The organism is Comamonas sp. C11, from assembly GCF_024496285.1.
GTDB classification, from domain to species: Bacteria; Pseudomonadota; Gammaproteobacteria; order Burkholderiales; family Burkholderiaceae_C; genus Comamonas; species Comamonas testosteroni_F.
In genome coordinates this window covers 3,460,025-3,479,046 of sequence record NZ_CP101743.1, presented here as the reverse complement: position 1 = coordinate 3,479,046, position 19,022 = coordinate 3,460,025, and the positions used below count along the sequence as shown (strand labels likewise).

Sequence of the window (19,022 nt, the reverse complement as noted above, 5' to 3'; positions counted from 1 at the left end):
ATGCCGACAGCCGGGCCTCCATCCACCACCGCCGCGCCCTAGCGGCAGGAGACATTGCGCCAACTGAATTTGCCGTCGTTGAAGAACTCTGTCCATACCGACATGATGGGAGCTTGGCGGTAAGAGAACGTAATCTGGTTAGGGATCTTTGGTCCCAGTGCGGCAGGCTGTCCATCCTTGTCGAAGACCTTGACGATGTAGAGCGTGACGCCTCCATCCTCGTCTGTGTGCAGGACTACCCGGTAGTCCTTGGTGAAGAGATCCCAGTCGAATTGCTTGGTCACATACGTGTGCAGACGGACAAAAGCGCGGTTCGCGTTCTTGGCGGCAGGATTAACTTTTCTCATGACGAAACTCCCTGTTGCTCAACGACTTGCCGCAGGACCTGCGAGCTGACATTTCATTGCATTTGACTGATGTTGTATCAAGAGGATGTAAGGAAGTATGTAGGCACTTACAGATCGCGCCAATGGATAGACCAGATCTGATGTGTGAGCTTCTTTGAAGCGCCGAGGAGGTGCTTTGCCGGTGCCGCTGTCATCTTTTCTTGATGAAGTGGCCGTGCTAAGTAACTGAGTGAAAAGATAGATTTTTTTAATGAAATCTATCCTGAGCCGGTATGGGCTTGAGGGTAAAAATTGCCTGATGATGACAATTTTTAGAGAGGCGCATTGAATTTCCGGATGGCGATGCTCTAGGCCTGAGTCATCGAAAGCAGGGCTGAAACGCCTTGCCTGAATTCCAACAAGCAAGTCACCGGTAGGTACTCCCGAAATACTTGGCAATGCGGTGGCTGAGCAGTTGGCAAGCGTCCAGGAGCCAGCTTATCCAATCCTGAGATATGTCATCGTGCAGGCTCAGGGTTCACCGTGGCTCTGGCCAGTCTCGCGTTGCCAGTTGTCTCTCAGGTCAGTCATCAAGCAGTGTTAAACCCTGAACCTTTTGGTGATGTAGATTTTGTTTCTGCTGCACTTTTCGGTAAATTGGGCGTAGGAAAATTCTGATTTTGATGTGCAAGCGGCGATCTGGCCCGATGCACTACTGAATTCAAAAAAAGCCCATGTCCCACCACCTGCAATACACTTTTGCCTCCCGTCTAGATGCCTGGATCAGGCATATGAAGCTGGCCAAGCCTTGCCATACGCAGCAGATGGCTTATGAGCTGGTGATCGACAGCTGGGTGCAAACCAATGCAGAGCTTGGTGCTTCGCAGGAATTTTTGAAGGCCTTGCGCCGGCGTCGGCTGTGCGAGGAGCATGGCTGGCGGGGGGTGAATACGAGCGTTGCGCACTGGGATCTGGATGATGAACACACTGTGCGGATCTATCTGCACGAAGACGGCTCCATCGTGGTGCAGCAAATGGACTCGCAGAATCTCCAGATTCTGTTCACCTTGCCTGGGCATCGTGAGCGATTGGGAGAAGTATCGGAGCGATGTGCCTAGCAGCCAAAAAAATGCCCGCGCAAGGCGGGCAAGTTTCGGGGTCCTCTCGATCCGGTTCTGCAGCTCACACAGTCAATGCATTTGAATAGTTGGCAGAGGCGTTACTTTGGCCTCAATCGCCGTTTATCGCTCTTGCACTGTTGCTGACGCGTTTGAACGGTTGACAGGTTGCCCCATCGGGTGCGGCCAGCAACTTCTGACTTGCGGGCCTGCATTTTGCAGCCATGACTTGCAAGTCGCTTGTGCCCGCCTTGTATCGAGGCGAGCGTGCGACAGGCAGGACTGCCATTCGATATTTCTGGCTCCTTAATGTTTGCCGGTTGAGGCAGGCCGGTGTACCAGCACCGGGACATGGCTGTGGGTCAGAACGCGCTGGGTTTCGCTGCCCAGCAAAATTCCGCCGATACCTTTGCGACCGTGTGAAGCCATGCAAATCAGGTCGCATTGCAATTCCTGCGCCTGCTGAACAATGGCTTGGTAAACAGAGGCGTGGGTGACTCGCACAAAGTTGCAGGGTACGCCTTCAGGTCTGGCAATCTGGTCAACGAACTGCAAAGCCGCATCTGCATCGCTGTTGGCACTGCGCTCGAACTCTGCGCTGTTGTAAGTCAGCAGTGCGTCTGCGCCGTAGATGATGGCGCGGTAATCGGGCATGACATACAGGCCGGTCACCTTGGCGCCTTGTTCACGCGCAAGCAGAACGCCAGCACGCACGGCAGCCTCTGACAGTTTGGTGCCATCGGTGGGAATGAGCAGGTGCTTGAACATGTTCAACCTCCTGATGCCGGAAGATGTGCCTGGAAATCAATTTATTCCAATACCTGGAGCCGCGCAATGCCTAATTTTTTGAATGCAGCAGAGTTGCAGACAGGATGTAAGACTCTGTAACGAGGGGCGGTCTCGTCGAATCGTCTCATTCCTCGGGCGAAGGAGGAACGCGATTGAGGATTTCGCCAGTGGCCTCTATCTCGAACTGCTGTGGATTGAGCCAGTTGACCTCCTGGTGATCGGCAGTTTCAAAGTAAATGGCAGACGGGCGTATGGAGACGCCATGCGGCATGTCGATCTCATCAAAACTCTGATAGACCAGAATCAGGCGCAGGTCTCCATTGGCGTCTTTGGCCTGTATGTGCTGCAAGAGCTTGCGGTAGGCACTCATAAGACGCCCTCGTTGACATGTGTATATGAATGTTTCCACTGTCGAAGAGGTGCCGCAATACCCTGATCCGGGTATCTGTTCTGACGGATATTCGTGCCTGACAAGGAGTTTAGAAGGCTGCGAGGCTTGTGCAAAATGCGCTCCGGCGGGCAGGGGCAGGCAGAGCATCAGCAAATAATTTACATGGCGATCCAGATCGTTCGGCGCCAATACTGAGGGCCTGTTTTGGCGACATCGAGTTTTTCGCCTATGCACTGTTGGCAGCGTTGTCTGGCGCCATATCTGCCGGCCGATGGGCCAAGAGCGTTGCGATGGCTTCTTGTTGGATGCATATGGAAGCCCTGTTGCATTGCCTGCAGGCCTATTTCGGGTCGGGTTCGGGGCTGCATAAGTGCAGGCAGGCAAACCTCATTGTGCTTTCAGACTTGCGGGGCCGTTTGCTCATGGAGTGCCATACGCTCCAGCGCGGCGCAGACATCGGCCATGCGTCCGCAGATCAGCAGACATTCGGGTTGCCTGCGCGGTTCTCGCTGCACGATTTTGAGAAGTCGTGGAGAAGCAGCTTGTGTCGACTGGTCGATTATTGGCGATTGAAGCTCTGGGGTCGCAGCAAAGGCCTGCGGGCGAAGTGTATTGCTGCCGAGGCGACTGCGGCCGCGGTTGGCGCGCATGACAGGGATGCCGATCTGCTTCGCCATTGGACGATTGGCAGTGAAGGATACGGGCTCTGCAGCGGCTTCGCTTGCGTCATCGGAGCTGAAGTTCGGATTGGGCGACAGCGTGGCAGGCAGGCTTTTCATGGTCAGGCGTGTCAAAGCCTGCAGTGATGTGGCGAATCCCATTTGGCAACTCCTTTTGATGACCTCGCGGCATGGATAAGGGCAGGTTTGCGTTCTTTCGGCAAAGCTCCGCCCAGGGCGAAGCTCAACGGCTTCGCGCCTACCACCTGGGCTTGAGAGGGAAGGAGGCTCGGTGCCTCCGCTGCATAGACGGAGGGACGCCGTCTGCCCGTTACATGAACATGCTGTTGCGGATAAGGCCTACGGCCAGGCCTTCGATGGCGAACGGCTCTTCAGGATCGACGTGAATGATCTTGTAGTCTGGGTTCTCGGGTAGCAGCTCGATGCCCTGAGGCGTGCGCTTGAAGCGCTTGACGGTCACGTCGTCACCGAGGCGGGCCACCACAATCTGGCCGTTGCGCGCTTCATGCGTAGCCTGTACCGCGAGCAGGTCGCCGTCCATGATGCCCGCGTCACGCATGGACATGCCGCGGACCTTGAGCAGGTAATCGGGCTTGGCGGCAAACAGGCTGGGCTCGACCGAATAGCTCTGATCGATATGTTCCTGGGCCAGAATAGGCGAGCCGGCAGCGACGCGGCCGACCAGGGGAAGCACCAGCGGGGCCAGGGCCGTGAGCGGCAGCGCAAAGCTGGCGCCGCGTGCCGCATTGATGGTGCGCACGGTATCGGCGCGCAGGCGGATGCCGCGCGATGTGCCGCTGACCAGATCTATGACGCCCTTGCGTGCCAGTGCCTGCAAATGCTCTTCTGCAGCATTGGCCGACTTAAAGCCAAAGGTGCTGGCAATCTCGGCCCGGGTAGGGGGCGCACCCGTGCGAGCGATGGTGGACTGGATGAGGTCCAGAATCTGCTGCTGGCGGGGAGTGAGCTTGGGGTGGTCCATGGGCATTCCTTGATCGATCGATGATGAATACTGTGTGTTCATCCAGTACCTGTATTTTTAATCAGTTTGAAGAGGACTGCAAGTGGAACGTGACAAAAATATCGTCATCCTGGGCACCGGTGGCACGATTGCCGGAGTTGCCGAGCAGGCTGGCACCAGTGTGGGCTACCGTGCGGCCCAGCTGGGCGTGGCTCAGCTGCTGCAGGCCGTGCCGGACCTGGAAGGCGTTGCTGCGGCGTCGCTGCAGGCGGAGCAGCTGGCGCAGCTGGACAGCAAGGATATGGATCACGCGACCTGGCATGCACTCGCGCTGCGATGTGCCGAGCTGCTCGCGCGTGATGATGTGAGCGGTATTGTCATCACCCACGGCACCGACACCCTGGAGGAAACCGCCTGGTTTCTGCAATGTGTTCTGCACCCGGCAAAGCCCGTGGTGCTGACCTGCGCCATGCGCCCGGCGACAGCGATTTCGGCCGACGGCCCTGGCAATCTGCGCGATGCCGTGGCCTGTGCGGCCGACACGCAGGCTGCTGGCCGCGGTGTGCTTGCCGTGGTGGCGGGTCGGGTGTTCAGTGCACGCCAGGTGCGCAAGGTGCATCCCTACCGTGTGGATGCCTTTGATGGCAGTGGCGCCGGCCCGCAGGGCTGGGTGGAGGAGGGGCGGCTGCGCTGGGCAACGGGCGGCCTGCCCCGGGTCGTTGCGGCCAGCTCCATTGCAATCGCTTTACCGCCCGCAGATCACTGGCCCCTGGTGGAGCTGCTTCATAGCCATGCGGGCTGCAGCAGCGCCGTGGCGCTGGCGGTGATGCAGGCCTGGAATTCGGCAGGCGTGCGTGCCGTGGTGGTGGTCGGCACGGGCAATGGCACTATCCATGAGGCGCTGGGGCCAGCCCTGGACTGGGCGCAGGCGCAGGGCATGGCTTTGCGCATCACGACCCGGTGCGAGGAGGGGCAGGTGGTGCAGGCCGAGGGAGCGCGAGATAGCCTTGTGAGCAGCCTGCCGGCGACCAAGGTCAGAATCAGCCTGATGCTGGAGTTGATGGGCTGGCCTCACGCATTGGGTTGATGCTCTTATTATGAGAGCTGCTGGCCTTCATTGATACAGAGTATTTATGCTGTTTGGGTCTGAAATCCAATGAGTGTAGGCGCAGGCAGCTATGAATATTGATGGCTCCAATGCCATCCTCGGTGCAGCTTTTTCGCACCGGACTGATGTCGGCCGGAAGGGCGGGAGCACGAGCTTCAAGAACAAAAAAGGCCGGTGAGGACACCGGCCTTTTTTGCCCAGAGATGCCTGGCCGCGAAAAGGCGGCAAGGCTCCACGCGCGAGTGATCTGGGCGATCAGGAAGCCAGAGCGGCCAGAGCGCGCTCGGTGATTTCTTCAACGCTGCCTGTGCCGCTGATGGCACGGTACTTGGGGGCCGCTGCTGCATCGGCCTTGGCCCAGTTGCTGTAGTAGTCCACCAGAGGACGTGTCTGGCTGCTGTAGACGTCCAGGCGCTTCTTGACGGTTTCTTCCTTGTCGTCTTCGCGCTGCACCAGGTCTTCACCGGTCACGTCGTCCTTGCCTTCCACCTTGGGAGGGTTGAACTTGACGTGGTAGGTGCGGCCCGAGGCGGGGTGGCTGCGGCGGCCGCTCATGCGTTCAATGATGGCGTCGAAGGGCACATCGATTTCCAGCACATAGTCCAGCTTCACGCCGGCAGCCTTCATGGCATCGGCCTGGGGAATGGTGCGGGGGAAGCCGTCAAACAGGAAACCCTTGGCGCAGTCCGGCTGAGCAATGCGTTCCTTGACCAGGTTGATGATCAGATCGTCGCTGACCAGCTGGCCGGCGTCCATCACGGCCTTGGCTTGCAGACCCAGAGGGGTGCCAGCCTTGACGGCCGCGCGCAGCATGTCGCCCGTGGAGATTTGAGGGATACCGTACTTTTGGCAAATAAAGGCCGCCTGAGTGCCTTTGCCGGCGCCGGGTGCACCCAACAAAATCAGTTTCATGGAAATCCTTGAGGAGAGTAGAAATTCTTGCTGGCCCAGGCAGACGGGTGGTCGTCCGTAGTTCCCAGGCCGTATTTTTTCGCGGGCAAGGATAGCACGCACAAGACCAACACAGGCTTACACAATTCAGTCAAGGCTGTCACAAGTGCGGCCAATTGAAGGCATGTATCCGCTGCAAACGCGATTGCTGTAGTTGTAATCCAGGTGCCGAAGCCGTTACATATGCTATTCGGACTATGCGGAAAGTATAGCGATCAGCGCTTTCCTGGACTGGCCCAGGGCCCTTTGGGACTGCGCGCGCGGACTGCGCAACTGCCGGCTTGATGCGTGAGCAGTCCTGGATGAAGACAGCCTGCGCACCGGTGTCGCCAAAGTGCGCAGGTCTTTTTTTCAACCAGCGAAAACGGCGCGCACGCGCTCCAGGTCTTCGGGCGTGTCGACGCCGGCACCCGGTGCATCGGGCGTGATATGCACGGCAATGCGGTGGCCGTGCCAGAGGGCGCGCAACTGCTCCAGCTGCTCCATGGCTTCGGTGGGGGCGGGCGCGAGTTGCGGGAACTCGCGCAGAAAACCGGCCTTGTAGCTGTAGATGCCAATATGGCGCAGCGGTGTGAAACCTGGGTGACCGGCCTTGGGGGCCGCCGTCTGCCACCAGGCTTCATCGCCGTGGTCGCGTGAACAGGGGATGGGTGCGCGGCTGAAATAGCTGGCCAGACCCTTGGCGTCACAGACCACCTTCACCACGTTCGGGTTGCGGTAATCCGTCAAGCTATCAATAGGATGGGCCGCCGTGCCCATGCTGGCTTCGGGGCGGGCCAGCAGCAGCTGTGCCACAGCCTCGATCAGCTTGGGGTCGATCAGCGGCTCGTCGCCCTGCACATTGACGACCACATCGTCGCCGGACAGGCCCAGTTGAGCACAGGCTTCGGCCAGACGGTCGCTGCCGCTTGGATGATCCTTGCGCGTCAGGATGGCCTGGACGCCATGCTGGGCGCAGGCCGCCACAATGCTCTCGTCGTCGGCCGCCACCACGCAGCGGGCTGCGCCGGCCAGAGCCGCGCGCTGGGCCACACGCGCCACCATCGGCAGGCCGGCAATATCCGCCAGGGGCTTGCCGGGCAGACGGGTCGAGGACAGGCGGGCGGGGATCAGTACCGTATAGCTCATGGCTTATTGCTTTTCTTCTTCCAGCTCGTCGTCGGACAGGGTGCGGGCTTCGTTTTCCAGCAGCACCGGGATGCCGTCGCGCACGGGATAGGCCAGACGCGCGCTGTGGCTGATCAGCTCCTGATGCTCGCGGTCAAAGCGCAGCGGGCCCTTGGTGACGGGGCAGACCAGCAGTTCGAGAAGTTTGGCGTCCATGGAGTATTCCTGCAAAACGGGATGAGGGCGCCAGCAGGGGGCTGGCGCTGCAAAAAGAGGTGATCAAACGCTGTTGATCCGTAGGCTCAATGATAGTCAGGCTGGCTTGCCATCGCGGCGAATATTGGCGTTGGCCTTGGCCAGTTGCGCATCCAGCAGCTCCCAGAAGGCCTGCGGCAGCTGCAACTGCAGGGGCACGGCCCAGGCTTCAGGATGGCTGCGCCAGAGTTTGACGGCATCTTTTTCGGTGCAAATCAAGGGTTTGTCGTTTTCCAGCGTGCGCGAGAAGTTCTCGAAATCATAGTGATCGGGCAGGGCCTGGGTTGCTGCCGGAGTGATGCCCTGGGCGGTCAGCATGGCAAAAAAGGACTCGGGGCGTGCCACGGCGGCCACGGCCTCCGGGCTCTGCGCGGCCAGGCTGTGCAGCAGGATGCTCTGGCCATGACCGTTGTGGGCGGTCTCGGCCAGGCTGCGCTGCAGCGCGAACGCCGGTGAAGAGCCCAGTGGCCGGGGCGGCTGGCCTGCATGCAGTGTGGCCGTGACCGGGCGAGGCCAGGGCTCGCGCAACGGGCCTGCGGGCAGCAGAAAGCCGTTGCCAACTCCTTCATCATTGAAGACGCACAGCTCCACATCGCGTGCCATGGCCAGATGTTGCAGGCCGTCGTCGCTCACGATCACGTCGACCTGCGGGTAGCGCTGGCGCAGCGCTTGCGCCGCCTCCAGACGCCTGGAGGCGACAAAGACCGGCACGCCGGTGCTGCGTGCCAGCAGGGCAGGCTCGTCGCCGACCTCGCTGGCGGGGCTGTCCGGCAGGGCCTCGCGGCAATCCTGCCCGCTCTCTATGCTGCGGCCATAGCCGCGCGAGATGATAGCCGGCTGCCAGCCCCTGGCCTTGAGGTGGGCCACCACGGCCTGGGTCACAGGGGTCTTGCCCGCACCGCCCGCAATCACATTGCCGACAACGATGACAGGCAGGCCGGCGCTTTGCTGGCGGCCGAGCATGCGCCTGGCATTCCAGGCCTGCAGCACTCCATAGAGCAGCGATAGCGGCCACAGCAGCCAGGCACCCGCTCCACGCCGGCGCCAGAGGGCGCGCAAGCCATGTTGCGAGGAGGATGCTTGGACGGTGTTTTGAGGCATAGGGGTTGGGATCATACGGGTGCGGCCGGAGTTCCCGCAGCCAACGGGCCTGCGTGATGCGCAAATACCTGGGTCCTGATTCCGGGAGCCTGAGGCCAGAAGCTGCCAAGCAGGCTGCCCAGCTCCAGATGGCTGGGGGCCTCTGCCGCAGGAGCAAGTTCGTCTGCCAGCTGCTGTGCTTCACCCTCGGCGGTAAAGCCTTCGCCTCTGGAGTGCGCCTGCGCGCTGCGCCAGTGCAACCAACACAGGCCGGGCATCAGCATCACGGCTGCGGCGATCAGGCACAGTCCCGGTGCGGCAAACGGCGTGGTGCCGAAATAGGGCATGGGAAGCGCGTTCTGGATGGCCGGCGTGCCGGGCAGCGCCGTCATGGTGAAGGTAAAGTCTCCCAGCGCAATCGTGGCCGGCATGAGACGGCGCGGGATGTCGGCACGCCTAAAAAGCGCCTGGGCAATGGGATACACCGCAAAGGCCACGACAGACAAGGAAACGCCACCATAGGTGAGAACGGCGCAGGCCAGCACCACGGCGAGTATGGCGCGCTGCTCGCCCAGTGCTGCCGCAATGCCCTGGGCAATGATGTGAGCTGCCCCCGACGCCTCCGTCAGCATGCCGAAGACCGCGCCCAGCAAGAACAGCGGAAAGTAGGCGATGACAAAGCCGCCCAGGCTGACCTGATTCGCCGGCTTGCGTCGCTCAGGTCCCGAAGGGGCGGCTGCCCAGCGTTTCCAACACATGGTCCACAAAGCAGGTGATGCGCGCCGCCAATGCGGTGTTTCGATAGTAGACCGCATTGATGGGCTGGCAGATGTCCAGTGTCTGCTTGCCAAACAGTTGCACCAGATTTCCTTGCTCGCGGTCTGCTCGGGTCATGAAGTCCGACAGACAGGCTATGCCCAGGCCGGCCAGCGCCATTTGCCGCAGTGTCTCGCCGCTGGAGGAGGCAATGTCCGGGCGGATATGCACGGCGTTGCCGTCGGCGTCGCGCAGCGGCCAGTCGTTGAGCGATTCGGGCTGGGTAAAGCCCAGCAGGCTGTGTTGGCTGAGCTGTGCCGGACTGGCAGGCATGCCGTGGCGCCTGAGATAGGCCGGGCTGGCCAGCACGCGTATGCGGCTGATGCCCACTGGGCGGGCGTGCAGTGTGGAGTCCTTGAGCACGCCGATGCGAAATGCCACGTCGGTGCGTCTTTCGAGCAGGTCGATGATGCCTTCGTTGGAATTCAGCTCCAGCTCCACCTCGGGGTAGCGCGTACGAAATCCTGCAATCAGCGGCACCAGCACATGCAGCATGAAGGGGGTGGCAGCATCGACACGCAATCTTCCCGCCGGCCGCATGCGCCGCGCCGCCATCATCTCCTCCGCTTCGTCGACCGATGCAAGAATGGAGCGGGCGTGCTGCAAGAAGGTGGCGCCTTCCTCGGTCAGCTCCAGGCGTCTGGTGGTGCGGCGCAGCAGCGTGGTCTGCAGCTTTTCTTCCAGACGCCCCAGGGTACGGCTGGTGGCGGAAATCGTCAGGCCCAGCAGCTCCGAAGCGGCCGTGATGGACCCTGTGTCCACGACGGCCACAAAGGCCTGCAATTCGTCGAGCGTGGTCTTCATTGTTGAATGTAGATCAAGAAAATTGAGGGAATACCAAGCTTTATCTGTAAATATTACCCGAGTGCACTGCCCTGGGAGCTCGTCGGTGGCGAGGTCCGCCCTGGTCACCGGCGTATTGCCGGATGCATCCCTGTGGAGCTAATGCCAGTGATTGCCGGTGGCGCGCAGATCAGCGTTCTGCAGGGGGCATGGCGTGTGCGGTGGTCGCAGATCAGGAAAATTGGCGGCTGCCGGTGCAAGATTCTGGTTTTATATTTGATTTGGTTTCAAGAGTATTTGTGAAATACAAGGCTTAATCCGCGAATATGAACGCGGCAAACTTCAGGCATCGGGAAAGTCGGTGCGGACAGCAGACATGCAAGCTCCGGACGGGCTGCAGCCCTCAATCTCATCCAGGAGTGATTTCATGAGCCATATTCCTTCCTTCGGCGTCGGCACTTTCCGCCTCAACGGCCAGGTCGTAATCGATTCCGTGCGCAACGCACTCGATGTGGGTTACCGCGCTGTCGATACGGCCCAGATCTACGGTAACGAAGCCGAAGTCGGCCAGGCCATCGCCGACAGCGGTGTGGCGCGCAGCGATCTGTTTGTGACCACCAAGATCTGGACCGACAACTACAGCCGTGCCAGGCTGATCCCCAGCCTGCAGGACAGCCTCAAGAGGCTGCGCACCGACTATGTGGATCTGACCCTGATCCACTGGCCCGCACCCGGCAACGGCGTGGAGCTGTCCGAATACATGGAAGCGCTGGCCGAGGCCAAGGCCCGGGGCTTGACTCGCCAGATCGGCATTTCCAACTTCAATATCGAGCTGACACGCCAGGCCATCGCGGCCGTAGGCCGGGGCGAGATTGCCACCAACCAGATCGAGCTGAGCCCCTATCTGCAAGGCCGCAAGCTGACGGCTTTCCTCAAGGAGCAGGGCATTCAGGTCACTTCCTACATGACCCTGGCCTACGGCAAGGTGCTCAAGGACCCGGTGCTGGCGCAGATAGCGGCCAAGCATCAGGCCACGGTGGCGCAGGTGGCGCTGGCCTGGGCGCTGCAGCTGGGTTATGCGGTGATTCCGTCGTCCACCAAGCGCGAGAACCTGGCCAGCAACCTGCTCGCGCGCGACCTCAGGCTGGATGCCGAAGACATGGCGCTGATCGCGGCGCTGGAGCGCAACGGGCGCGAAGTCAGCCCTGAGGGACTGGCTCCTGTCTGGGAATGACAACAGCGCCGTCATGAGCGCTCAAGCCTGCTTGAGTGTCCGATCCTTGCGCAGCAAGCAGGAGAGGGCGCTCAGGCGGTGCTTGCGTTTTTTTCTGAGCCAGCGTCTTATTTCTTTCGCCTGATCCGGAGAAGGGATGAGGCGCGGGTTCTGCCTGACTAGGCTTTCGCTGACAGCAAAGTCATTCAGTTCGCCAAGCGGCTGCTGGATTTTCTGGAGCCGCTTGAGCAGGCGGCGATGGTCTGCGGGCAGCAGGGGCCCGAACAGCTCCAGCAGATAACGTGTTTTCTTGCCGGCTTTTCGGACATCGTGAAAGGCTTCAAGGTCTGGCTTGCCGGCGGGGATCGCCCGCTTGATGCGTCGACGCAGCTGTCTTGCTGATTGTGCAACCCTGACTTTTGCATGAGCTCGCCGCCGCGGCTGGCCGGACCCAGGGCCCAAGCTTGCCGAAGCTTGCGCCAGAGCTTCCTGCAAGCGAGCCTGTATGTGAGGGGGTGAAAGTATTTCCCGGCCAGCCTGCATAGCGGATTCGCGGGCGGCCGATATGGCAGCAATGCCGGCCGCGCTGCATTTGTCGTTACGCCTCAGCAGCTCGATCAGGATGTCGTAGTCGCGGACCATGCCTGCTGCGCAGGCTATCGATTTCAGGCAGCCGCGCTGCCGTGCATACTCCTCGGCGCCCATCAGGGGTCGGTAGAGCCACCATAGCGTCAGCAGGTTGCGCAGCGCAACGCGCAATTGATGAATCCCCTCGGCAGCGGGCTCTCGGGCTATGCGCCGGGCCTGTTCGACTGCCGAGTCGACAAGCGGGGATGCGATAGCTGAAAACGCCACTGAGGCGTCTGGTTTGCCTTTGCACATACGAACTCCCGGGGCGGTTTTCATGAGGCTGAGACAAGCTTGCGACTGGCAACGCGATGCTCCAGTCCGCATTGCTCTCGCTGGTGTTTGTCACAGTGTGCCATGTTCCCTGCCCTATGTCCGTGGGCAGCTTCTGAATTGCGGCGGGAGCGTTCAGGTGGGTGACTGGCTTGGGCTGTGATGAGTCTGAAGGCCGGGCTTGGCTGCTACAGATTGGCAACGAACACGGGCAGGCTCATGGCTGTTTCTGCCCCAAGGCCGTGCGGCCCAGTCTTGCCCCAGTCGGCATTGAGCCAGTCCTTCCTGACGATATGTTCTGCGATGGCGGCTAGCTCTGTAGAGGGGTCTATGGCACAGCCGAAAGGTAGCCGGCCATGTGTGCTGGAGACAAGACTGAAGCGTAGCTGCCTCGTCTGTGCGTCATGCCAGCAATAGAAAAGCATGGATGAATTTCCGCTCAACTTCTCTCGCCTGGCTGTCATGACCTGGTTGATGAAATCGACAAGAGCTGCAGCACTGAGCCCCTGGGACTCGTCATCGCACGGAGAAAAGCACCACAGATTGGACGATGCCTCGTGGTTGATGTCGGCGGCGTCGATGACGATCTCGTCATCGCGCGCCATGGACAGCCATCTGCCTAAAGTCGGCGAATCCTTCATCGGGTTCTGTGAATGTCGAGGACTGGTCAATGGAGTTTGCTGTAGTGGTGCTTGTTTCGACGCAGCAGTTGATGTGCGCATCCTCGAGAAGCTGGTAGCCAGTCATTGTGATGAGAGCTAAGCTTGCGGCCTCTACCTCAGGAGTCTCGCATGCCACAGACCATTCGACTGCACCGTGTGATCAAAGCTCCGCCCGAACGCGTCTATCGGGCCTTCACGACCCCAGAAGCCATGGTCAAGTGGTTGCCGCCTCATGGTTTCGCGGCGCAGGTGCATGAATTTGACGCACGCGTGGGAGGCCGCTACCGCATGAGCTTCATCAATTTTTCCGCCAACAGTCAAAACAGCTTTGGCGGCGAGTTTCTGGAGTTGGTGCCGGGCCGGCGCATACGCCATACCGATCGCTTCGAGGACCCGAATCTGCCGGGTGAAATGATCACCACCGTGACCTTGAAAGCCGTGTTTTGTGGCACCGAGCTGCATGTGGTGCAGGAGGGTGTTCCCGACATGATTCCCGAGCAGGCCTGCTATCTGGGTTGGCAGGAGTCGCTGCAGCTGCTTGCCCTCCTGGTGGAGCCGACCATCCCTGACGGAGCGTGAAAACGACGCAGAGCGCGACATTGACGGCCCGAGGTCAATGCATGGCGTGATCCATGCGTCGGCGATCCAAGAGAGGTGCAAAACAAAAAAGCCCGCTTTGCAGCGGGCTGTCTTGCTTGCAAGCTCTGGTTTTGCTTGCGATGTTTGGTAGGCGCGATTGGACTCGAACCAACGACCCCCACCATGTCAAGGTGGTGCTCTAACCAGCTGAGCTACGCGCCTGTCGTCGATGGGATGAATTCTAGCAGCGGAAAAATGGTGGTTTGGGCAAAGTCGCGACTTTTTTGCGTTCGAGCCCTATTTTTCTCATTCTGCAACCCAGTCAAGGCTTGGCTGGGAGCTGCTGATTCGCTACTAAACTTTGATGTGTTTTCCATCAATTGAATCGGCAACCCCATGACAAAAGCACAAGCAGGCATTCTGGCGTCTCTTCCTGAACAGGGGCGCTATGTTTTTTTCACCCTGGCCGGTGCAGGTGCAGATTTGCAGAACAGTCTGAAGAAATTGCAGACCAGTGTTGATGGTCAGCAGGTAGTGGCGGGTCTGGGACTGCAGGTGCTGCAGCAACTGGACAAGAAACTGCCGCTGATGCGCGAGTTCCCGCACCTAAAGGGACCGCAGTTCGAAGCACCCAGCACACCTTATGCGCTGTGCCTGTGGCTGCGCGGCGATCAACGTGGTGAGCTGATCGCCCTGACGGCCAAGCTGACCAACTTGCTGGCACCGGTTTTCAAGCTTGATCACATCGTGGATGCCTTTGTGCACCAGCGCTCGGGCAACGGTCATGGCCGTGATCTGACCGGTTATGAAGACGGCACCGAGAACCCCGAGGACGATGAGGCCGTGGCAGCCGGCATTGCTGCAGAGCAGGGGGCAGGCATGGACGGCTGCAGCTACTGGGCCTTGCAACAGTGGGAGCATGACTACTCGGCCTTTGGCAGCATGAGCACCACGGAGCAGGACCATGCCGTGGGGCGTCGCCGCAGCGACAACGAGGAGCTGGATGATGCCCCTGAGTCGGCCCATGTCAAGCGCACGGCGCAGGAGAGCTTTGAGCCGGAAGCCTTTGTGGTGCGACGCTCCATGCCCTGGTGGAGCGTCAGCCCGCAAGGCCGTGATCGCAGCGGCTTGATGTTCTCCGCCTTTGGTTGCAGCTTCGACGCTTTCGAGGCTCAGATGCGCCGCATGCTGGGCATGGATGACGGCATCAGCGATGGACTGTTCCGCTTTTCCAGGCCGCTGACGGGCTGCTATTTCTGGTGCCCGCCGGTTTCCAGCGGCAAGCTGGATCTGACGGTGCTGGGTCTCCAGGCCTGAGGACAAAGAAAAACGGGCCAGATGGCCCGTTTTTCATGTGGTGTCATCACCAAAAGAGGGACAGCGAGTTCCTAGTTGGCCTTGCCTGCGCTGGCCGAGGTCTGGGTGGCAAACGTGATTTGCGACAGTCCTGCGTGGCGGGCCGCTTCCATGACGGTCACCACTGACTGGTGCGGGGAGTTGGCATCGGCGCTGATGATGACCACGCTGTCACTGCCCGCTGTTGCCGCGCCGGACAGGGCGGCAGCAACAGAGGAGACGCTGCGGTCATCCACGCCCTGCTTGTTGACGGAGTAGCGGCCGTCAGCGGAGACGCCGACGATGATTTCCTTGGGGCGGTCGCGTTGCTGCTCGGTGTCGGCCACGGGCAGGGTCAGCTGCAGTTCGGTGAACTTGCTGTAAGTGGTGGAGAGCATCAAAAAGATCAGCACCACCAGCAGCACATCGATGAAGGCGATCAGATTGATCTCTGGCTCATCGCGGTGACGAGGACGGAAGTTCATGGTGGATGTGTTCCGCTTCTTACTTGGCCGGCTTGAGGCGACCGAGGTGGCGCACGAACTGCTCGGACGCCAGTTCCATGCCCAGCAGATAGCCGTCCACACGGGCGCGGAAATAGCGCCAGAAGATCAGCGAAGGAATGGCCACCATCAGGCCGAATGCCGTGTTGTAGAGCGCAATCGAGATGCCATGGGCGAGCTGGGCGGGGTTGCCGGCGCCGGAGCTGGCTCCGGGCTGGGAGCCGAAAATCTCGATCATGCCGATCACCGTGCCCAACAGGCCCAGCAACGGAGCGGCCGAGGCAATGGTGGCCAGGGCGCTCAAATACTTTTCCAGCTTGTGGGCGGCGGCGCGGCCCGCGCCTTCCATGGCCGAGCGCAGCTCTTCCTCGCTGCTTTCGGGATGTGCCTGGCGGGTACGCAGACCAGTGGCAAGAACCTCACCCAATACCGAGCTTTGGGCCAGTTGCTGGGTGGTTTCAGCGCTGGGCAAGTGCTTGGTGGAGACCGAAATCGCTTCATTGAGCAGATTGGTCGGCGCGACCTTGCTGGCTTTCAGCGAGGCAAAGCGCTCAAAAATCAGGGCCAGGGCCAAAATCGAGCAGGCAATCAAAGGCCAGATAGGCCATCCTGCGGCTTGTATGATCGACAGCAACGTTGCTCTCCCTCGTCGTACAGAAATTGCAGCCGACGATTATGACCCACTGCCGTGCCGTTGCGACCCGTTTTTACAGGCCTCATGCAGCCGACTTGAGTCAGCGCAGCAAGATCGTGCGGCAGCGCTTGAAGTGCACGGAGCTTGGAGCGACAGAGCAATCACAAAGAGCTTGCGATTCTTTGCGAATGCTTTCGCGTATAGCACAGAAATCTGTGGATAACTTTGTGATCTAGTTGCTATGCCGGGCAGTCATCTGCTTCGCTCTAAAGGCTTGTTACGAGTTTGACACCTGTGTGAAGCCTTATAAGTTGTTTTAAATCAATAAGATGGGTGATGTTCTTCATGTGCTGTTTAGGATTTTTCTGGCTTTGTCGCCGACAGGGCTGGACGCCGACATCTGTGGAGAATCCGGCCCGCGTAAGACCTCGCTGACACCGCATGAATTCACTGTTTGAACGTCCAAACCCAGCAGCCACGCCGCATGTGTGGGAAGTTGGCGCGCTATGCCACGCCATTGGCGATGCCTTGCAGGCGCGCTTCAATCCGGTGGCGGTGCGCGGCGAGCTCAGCGGCTTTTCGCGTGCTGCCAGCGGGCATTGCTATTTCAACCTCAAGGACGCGAGCGGGCAGATTCGCTGCGCCATGTTTCGTCGTGCGGCCGAGCAGGTGGGTTTCTTGCCGCGTGATGGCGAGCTGGTCGAAGTCAGAGGGCGCCTAGGCGTCTACGAGCAGCGTGGCGATCTGCAACTGGTGGTGGAGAGCATGCAGCGAGCCGGGCAGGGGGCCTTGTTCGAGCAGTTTCTGCGCCTCAAGGCCCAGTTGGAGTCCGAAGGACTGTTCGACCCTGCGCGCAAGAGGCCGCTGCCGCCTTTGCCGCGCGGTATTGGCCTGGTCACTTCCCTGGGGGCGGCAGCCTTGCACGATGTGGTGACGGCGTTGCGCCGCCGCGTGCCGCATATTCCGGTGGTAATTGTTCCGGCCCTGGTACAGGGGCCCCAGGCACCGCAGTCGCTTGTGCAGGCGCTATTAAAACTGTATCGCCTGGCGCAAGAGGGGCAAGAGGCCAGCGGCGACTTGCGTGTTGATTCCGCGCGGCAGCCGGTGATTGACACCATCTTGCTGGTGCGCGGTGGCGGCTCGCTGGAAGACCTGTGGGCCTTCAACGACGAGCAACTGGCGCGCACCATTGTGCAAAGCCCGGTGCCGCTAATCAGCGGCGTGGGTCACGAAACCGACTTCACCATTGCCGATTTCTGCGCCGACCTGCGCGCGCCTACGCCCACGGCGGCAGCCGAGCTGGTAGCCCAGCCGCGCGAGGTCTGGCTGGGGACTCTGGGTCTGATGCAGGACCGTCTGGACAATGCCGTGCAGCGTGCGCTGGATCGCCAGGCCCAACGCCTGGATATCGCGGCCCAGCGCCTGGGTCGGCCCAGCGAGCAGCTGGCGCGCAACCAGCTGCAACTCAGCCGGCAGGTGCAGCGTCTGCGTCATGCCATGCTATTAAAACTACAGCGGCTTGCGCAGAGCCAGCAAGCGCTACAGGTCAGTTTTTCTAATATCTTCCAGCGCAATCTGGAGCAGCAAAAGCAAACGCTTGATCGTATCGACCTGCGCTTGCAGCTGCTGGACCCGCGCCTGGTTCTGCAGCGCGGCTATGCCTTGCTGACGGATGAGCAGGGAAGGGCTGTGACCCAGGTCAGGCAGGCCGTGCCGGGAGCGGCGCTGAAGGCTCAGTTGTCGGACGGGGCGGTGGATGTGGTGGTCACTCAGCCGCGTCTGCTTTGATGCTCGCCAGCCACAAGCTGGCCGCAAAACACCCGCACGCTAACCGGGTTCTTCATCAGAACTCTTTTGCAATCCGCGCAGGCAATGCAAAAGGGGCCAGTATTCATGCGCTGTAAGCCGTGAGCGCATGCTTTTGGCAGCGTGAGCAATAGTCCTGGTGAGTGGCGCGTAGCCACTCAGTTCTTTCTACAATGGTTCGGTTAGTGCAATACTTGACGTCTGTAGTACAGCAATGTGCCCGTCGGCACAGCGGTCACCGCTCAGGCGCCTTGGCACTGGACGGCTCCCAAACATTTCAACCACGAGGAAAACCATCATGGAACGCACTCTGCCCCCCCTGCCATACGCTATCGATGCACTGGCTCCGTTCGGTTACAGCCAGGAAACCCTGGAATTCCACCATGGCAAGCACCATAACGCCTATGTGGTGAACCTGAACAACCTGCAAAAGGGCACCGAATTCGAAAACATGGATCTGGAAGAAGTCGTCAAGAAGTCTTCCGGTGGTATCTACAACAACGCTGCCCAGATCTGGAACCACACCTTCTTCTGGAACTGCATGACCCCCAATGGCGGTGCAGAGCCTACAGGCGCTCTGGCTGATGCCATCAACAAGAAGTGGGGCTCCTACGCCGAGTTCAAGAAGGCTTTTGTTGCTTCCGCTGCCGGCAATTTCGGTTCGGGCTGGACCTGGCTGGTGAAGAAGGCCGACGGTTCCGTGGACATCGTCAACATGGGTGCTGCCGGCACCCCTCTGACCACCGCTGACAAGGCGCTGCTGACCGTGGACGTGTGGGAGCACGCCTACTACATCGACTACCGCAACCTGCGTCCCAAGTTTGTCGAAACCTTCCTGGAAAAGCTGGTGAACTGGAAGTTCGCCGAAGCCAACTTCGCTGCCTGATCACGGCAACACGGCATCGGGTCTGCGGCTGTAGGGCTCGGACCTGATCGTTGGCAAAAAACCTCCGCAAGGAGGTTTTTTTATGCCTGTCTGTCAAGAATGAAAATTTTTAGGTCTCCAGTTTTGATAGGGAAAGCGC

General features: G+C 60.2%; 22 protein-coding genes and 1 tRNA gene. 7 read left to right on the top strand and 16 right to left on the bottom strand.

Features of this window, described 5'->3' with window-relative positions; translation table 11 throughout:
- Positions 1 to 38: 38 nt before the first annotated feature.
- Positions 39 to 347, bottom strand: a complete 309-nt coding sequence (locus tag NOX35_RS15945; protein ID WP_003053988.1) for a hypothetical protein — start codon at positions 345 to 347, stop codon at positions 39 to 41.
- A gap of 713 nt (positions 348 to 1,060) precedes the next feature.
- On the opposite strand from NOX35_RS15945, the gene NOX35_RS15940 reads away from it, so the two are divergent.
- Complete coding sequence (locus NOX35_RS15940) at positions 1,061 to 1,444, top strand: hypothetical protein (RefSeq protein ID WP_182283203.1); 384 nt, start codon at positions 1,061 to 1,063, stop codon at positions 1,442 to 1,444.
- A 306-nt stretch (positions 1,445 to 1,750) separates the two neighbouring features.
- On the opposite strand, the gene NOX35_RS15935 is transcribed toward NOX35_RS15940, so the two are convergent.
- The 4 genes from NOX35_RS15935 to lexA all read right to left on the bottom strand — a co-directional run bounded on the left by NOX35_RS15935 (position 1,751) and on the right by lexA (position 4,286).
- Positions 1,751 to 2,212, bottom strand: coding sequence for a universal stress protein (locus NOX35_RS15935; RefSeq protein WP_045839521.1), 462 nt, complete (start codon positions 2,210 to 2,212; stop codon positions 1,751 to 1,753).
- A gap of 145 nt (positions 2,213 to 2,357) precedes the next feature.
- Positions 2,358 to 2,603, bottom strand: coding sequence for a hypothetical protein (locus NOX35_RS15930; RefSeq protein ID WP_182283202.1), 246 nt, complete (start codon positions 2,601 to 2,603; stop codon positions 2,358 to 2,360).
- A gap of 419 nt (positions 2,604 to 3,022) precedes the next feature.
- The gene (locus NOX35_RS15925) at positions 3,023 to 3,445 is read right to left on the bottom strand and encodes a hypothetical protein (RefSeq protein WP_256493956.1); all 423 of its coding nucleotides are present in this window, start codon (positions 3,443 to 3,445) and stop codon (positions 3,023 to 3,025) included.
- A gap of 169 nt (positions 3,446 to 3,614) precedes the next feature.
- On the bottom strand, positions 3,615 to 4,286 hold the full coding sequence (gene lexA, locus NOX35_RS15920) for a transcriptional repressor LexA (RefSeq protein WP_003053998.1): 672 nt from the start codon (positions 4,284 to 4,286) through the stop codon (positions 3,615 to 3,617).
- A gap of 82 nt (positions 4,287 to 4,368) precedes the next feature.
- On the opposite strand from lexA, the gene NOX35_RS15915 reads away from it, so the two are divergent.
- Entirely contained in the window at positions 4,369 to 5,352 is a 984-nt protein-coding gene (locus NOX35_RS15915; protein WP_256493953.1) for an asparaginase, read from the top strand.
- Between the two features lie 276 nt (positions 5,353 to 5,628).
- On the opposite strand, the gene adk is transcribed toward NOX35_RS15915, so the two are convergent.
- The 6 genes from adk to NOX35_RS15885 all read right to left on the bottom strand — a co-directional run bounded on the left by adk (position 5,629) and on the right by NOX35_RS15885 (position 10,386).
- Complete coding sequence (gene adk / locus NOX35_RS15910; RefSeq protein WP_003062884.1) at positions 5,629 to 6,285, bottom strand: adenylate kinase; 657 nt, start codon at positions 6,283 to 6,285, stop codon at positions 5,629 to 5,631.
- 390 nt (positions 6,286 to 6,675) lie between these two features.
- Complete coding sequence (kdsB, locus tag NOX35_RS15905; protein ID WP_256493950.1) at positions 6,676 to 7,452, bottom strand: 3-deoxy-manno-octulosonate cytidylyltransferase; 777 nt, start codon at positions 7,450 to 7,452, stop codon at positions 6,676 to 6,678.
- A gap of 3 nt (positions 7,453 to 7,455) precedes the next feature.
- Positions 7,456 to 7,647 carry a Trm112 family protein gene (locus NOX35_RS15900; RefSeq protein WP_003054006.1) on the bottom strand — a complete coding sequence of 64 codons (192 nt, stop codon included), beginning with the start codon at positions 7,645 to 7,647 and terminating at the stop codon, positions 7,456 to 7,458.
- A gap of 96 nt (positions 7,648 to 7,743) precedes the next feature.
- The gene (gene lpxK, locus NOX35_RS15895; RefSeq protein ID WP_256493946.1) at positions 7,744 to 8,787 is read right to left on the bottom strand and encodes a tetraacyldisaccharide 4'-kinase; all 1,044 of its coding nucleotides are present in this window, start codon (positions 8,785 to 8,787) and stop codon (positions 7,744 to 7,746) included.
- An 11-nt stretch (positions 8,788 to 8,798) separates the two neighbouring features.
- Positions 8,799 to 9,524, bottom strand: coding sequence for a GntP family permease (locus NOX35_RS15890; protein WP_371878489.1), 726 nt, complete (start codon positions 9,522 to 9,524; stop codon positions 8,799 to 8,801).
- Positions 9,484 to 10,386: a LysR family transcriptional regulator gene (locus tag NOX35_RS15885; protein WP_256493945.1), complete on the bottom strand. Its 903-nt coding sequence runs from the start codon at positions 10,384 to 10,386 to the stop codon at positions 9,484 to 9,486. The genes NOX35_RS15890 and NOX35_RS15885 overlap by 41 nt, the downstream gene beginning before the upstream one ends.
- Positions 10,387 to 10,792: 406 nt before the next feature.
- Between NOX35_RS15885 and dkgB the strand changes: the two genes are divergently transcribed.
- Positions 10,793 to 11,599, top strand: coding sequence for a 2,5-didehydrogluconate reductase DkgB (gene dkgB / locus NOX35_RS15880; RefSeq protein ID WP_256493944.1), 807 nt, complete (start codon positions 10,793 to 10,795; stop codon positions 11,597 to 11,599).
- A gap of 21 nt (positions 11,600 to 11,620) precedes the next feature.
- Here the strand turns inward: dkgB and NOX35_RS15875 are convergent, their stop codons facing one another.
- Positions 11,621 to 12,484 (bottom strand): CHAD domain-containing protein, encoded by an 864-nt coding sequence (locus NOX35_RS15875; RefSeq protein WP_256493943.1) that lies wholly within the window; start codon positions 12,482 to 12,484, stop codon positions 11,621 to 11,623.
- A 182-nt stretch (positions 12,485 to 12,666) separates the two neighbouring features.
- The gene (locus NOX35_RS15870; RefSeq protein ID WP_256493942.1) at positions 12,667 to 13,083 is read right to left on the bottom strand and encodes a hypothetical protein; all 417 of its coding nucleotides are present in this window, start codon (positions 13,081 to 13,083) and stop codon (positions 12,667 to 12,669) included.
- Between the two features lie 186 nt (positions 13,084 to 13,269).
- Here NOX35_RS15870 and NOX35_RS15865 point away from each other — a divergent pair, with 186 nt between their 5' ends.
- The gene (locus NOX35_RS15865) at positions 13,270 to 13,719 is read left to right on the top strand and encodes an SRPBCC family protein (protein ID WP_256493941.1); all 450 of its coding nucleotides are present in this window, start codon (positions 13,270 to 13,272) and stop codon (positions 13,717 to 13,719) included.
- A 145-nt stretch (positions 13,720 to 13,864) separates the two neighbouring features.
- Here NOX35_RS15865 and NOX35_RS15860 read toward each other — a convergent pair.
- A tRNA-Val gene (locus tag NOX35_RS15860) sits at positions 13,865 to 13,941 on the bottom strand.
- A 174-nt stretch (positions 13,942 to 14,115) separates the two neighbouring features.
- Between NOX35_RS15860 and NOX35_RS15855 the strand changes: the two genes are divergently transcribed.
- Positions 14,116 to 15,036: a Dyp-type peroxidase gene (locus NOX35_RS15855; protein WP_256493940.1), complete on the top strand. Its 921-nt coding sequence runs from the start codon at positions 14,116 to 14,118 to the stop codon at positions 15,034 to 15,036.
- A gap of 71 nt (positions 15,037 to 15,107) precedes the next feature.
- Here NOX35_RS15855 and NOX35_RS15850 read toward each other — a convergent pair whose 3' ends face one another.
- Both NOX35_RS15850 and NOX35_RS15845 read right to left on the bottom strand, forming a co-directional pair.
- Positions 15,108 to 15,539: a biopolymer transporter ExbD gene (locus tag NOX35_RS15850; RefSeq protein ID WP_087082456.1), complete on the bottom strand. Its 432-nt coding sequence runs from the start codon at positions 15,537 to 15,539 to the stop codon at positions 15,108 to 15,110.
- A gap of 19 nt (positions 15,540 to 15,558) precedes the next feature.
- Entirely contained in the window at positions 15,559 to 16,191 is a 633-nt protein-coding gene (locus tag NOX35_RS15845) for a MotA/TolQ/ExbB proton channel family protein (protein ID WP_087082458.1), read from the bottom strand.
- A 441-nt stretch (positions 16,192 to 16,632) separates the two neighbouring features.
- Between NOX35_RS15845 and xseA the strand changes: the two genes are divergently transcribed.
- Together xseA and NOX35_RS15835 are read left to right on the top strand one after the other, a co-directional pair.
- A complete protein-coding gene (gene xseA / locus NOX35_RS15840; RefSeq protein WP_256493938.1) occupies positions 16,633 to 17,979 on the top strand; it encodes an exodeoxyribonuclease VII large subunit in 1,347 nt (448 codons plus the stop codon).
- Between the two features lie 316 nt (positions 17,980 to 18,295).
- The gene (locus NOX35_RS15835; protein WP_003054032.1) at positions 18,296 to 18,883 is read left to right on the top strand and encodes a superoxide dismutase; all 588 of its coding nucleotides are present in this window, start codon (positions 18,296 to 18,298) and stop codon (positions 18,881 to 18,883) included.
- Positions 18,884 to 19,022: the final 139 nt, after the last annotated feature.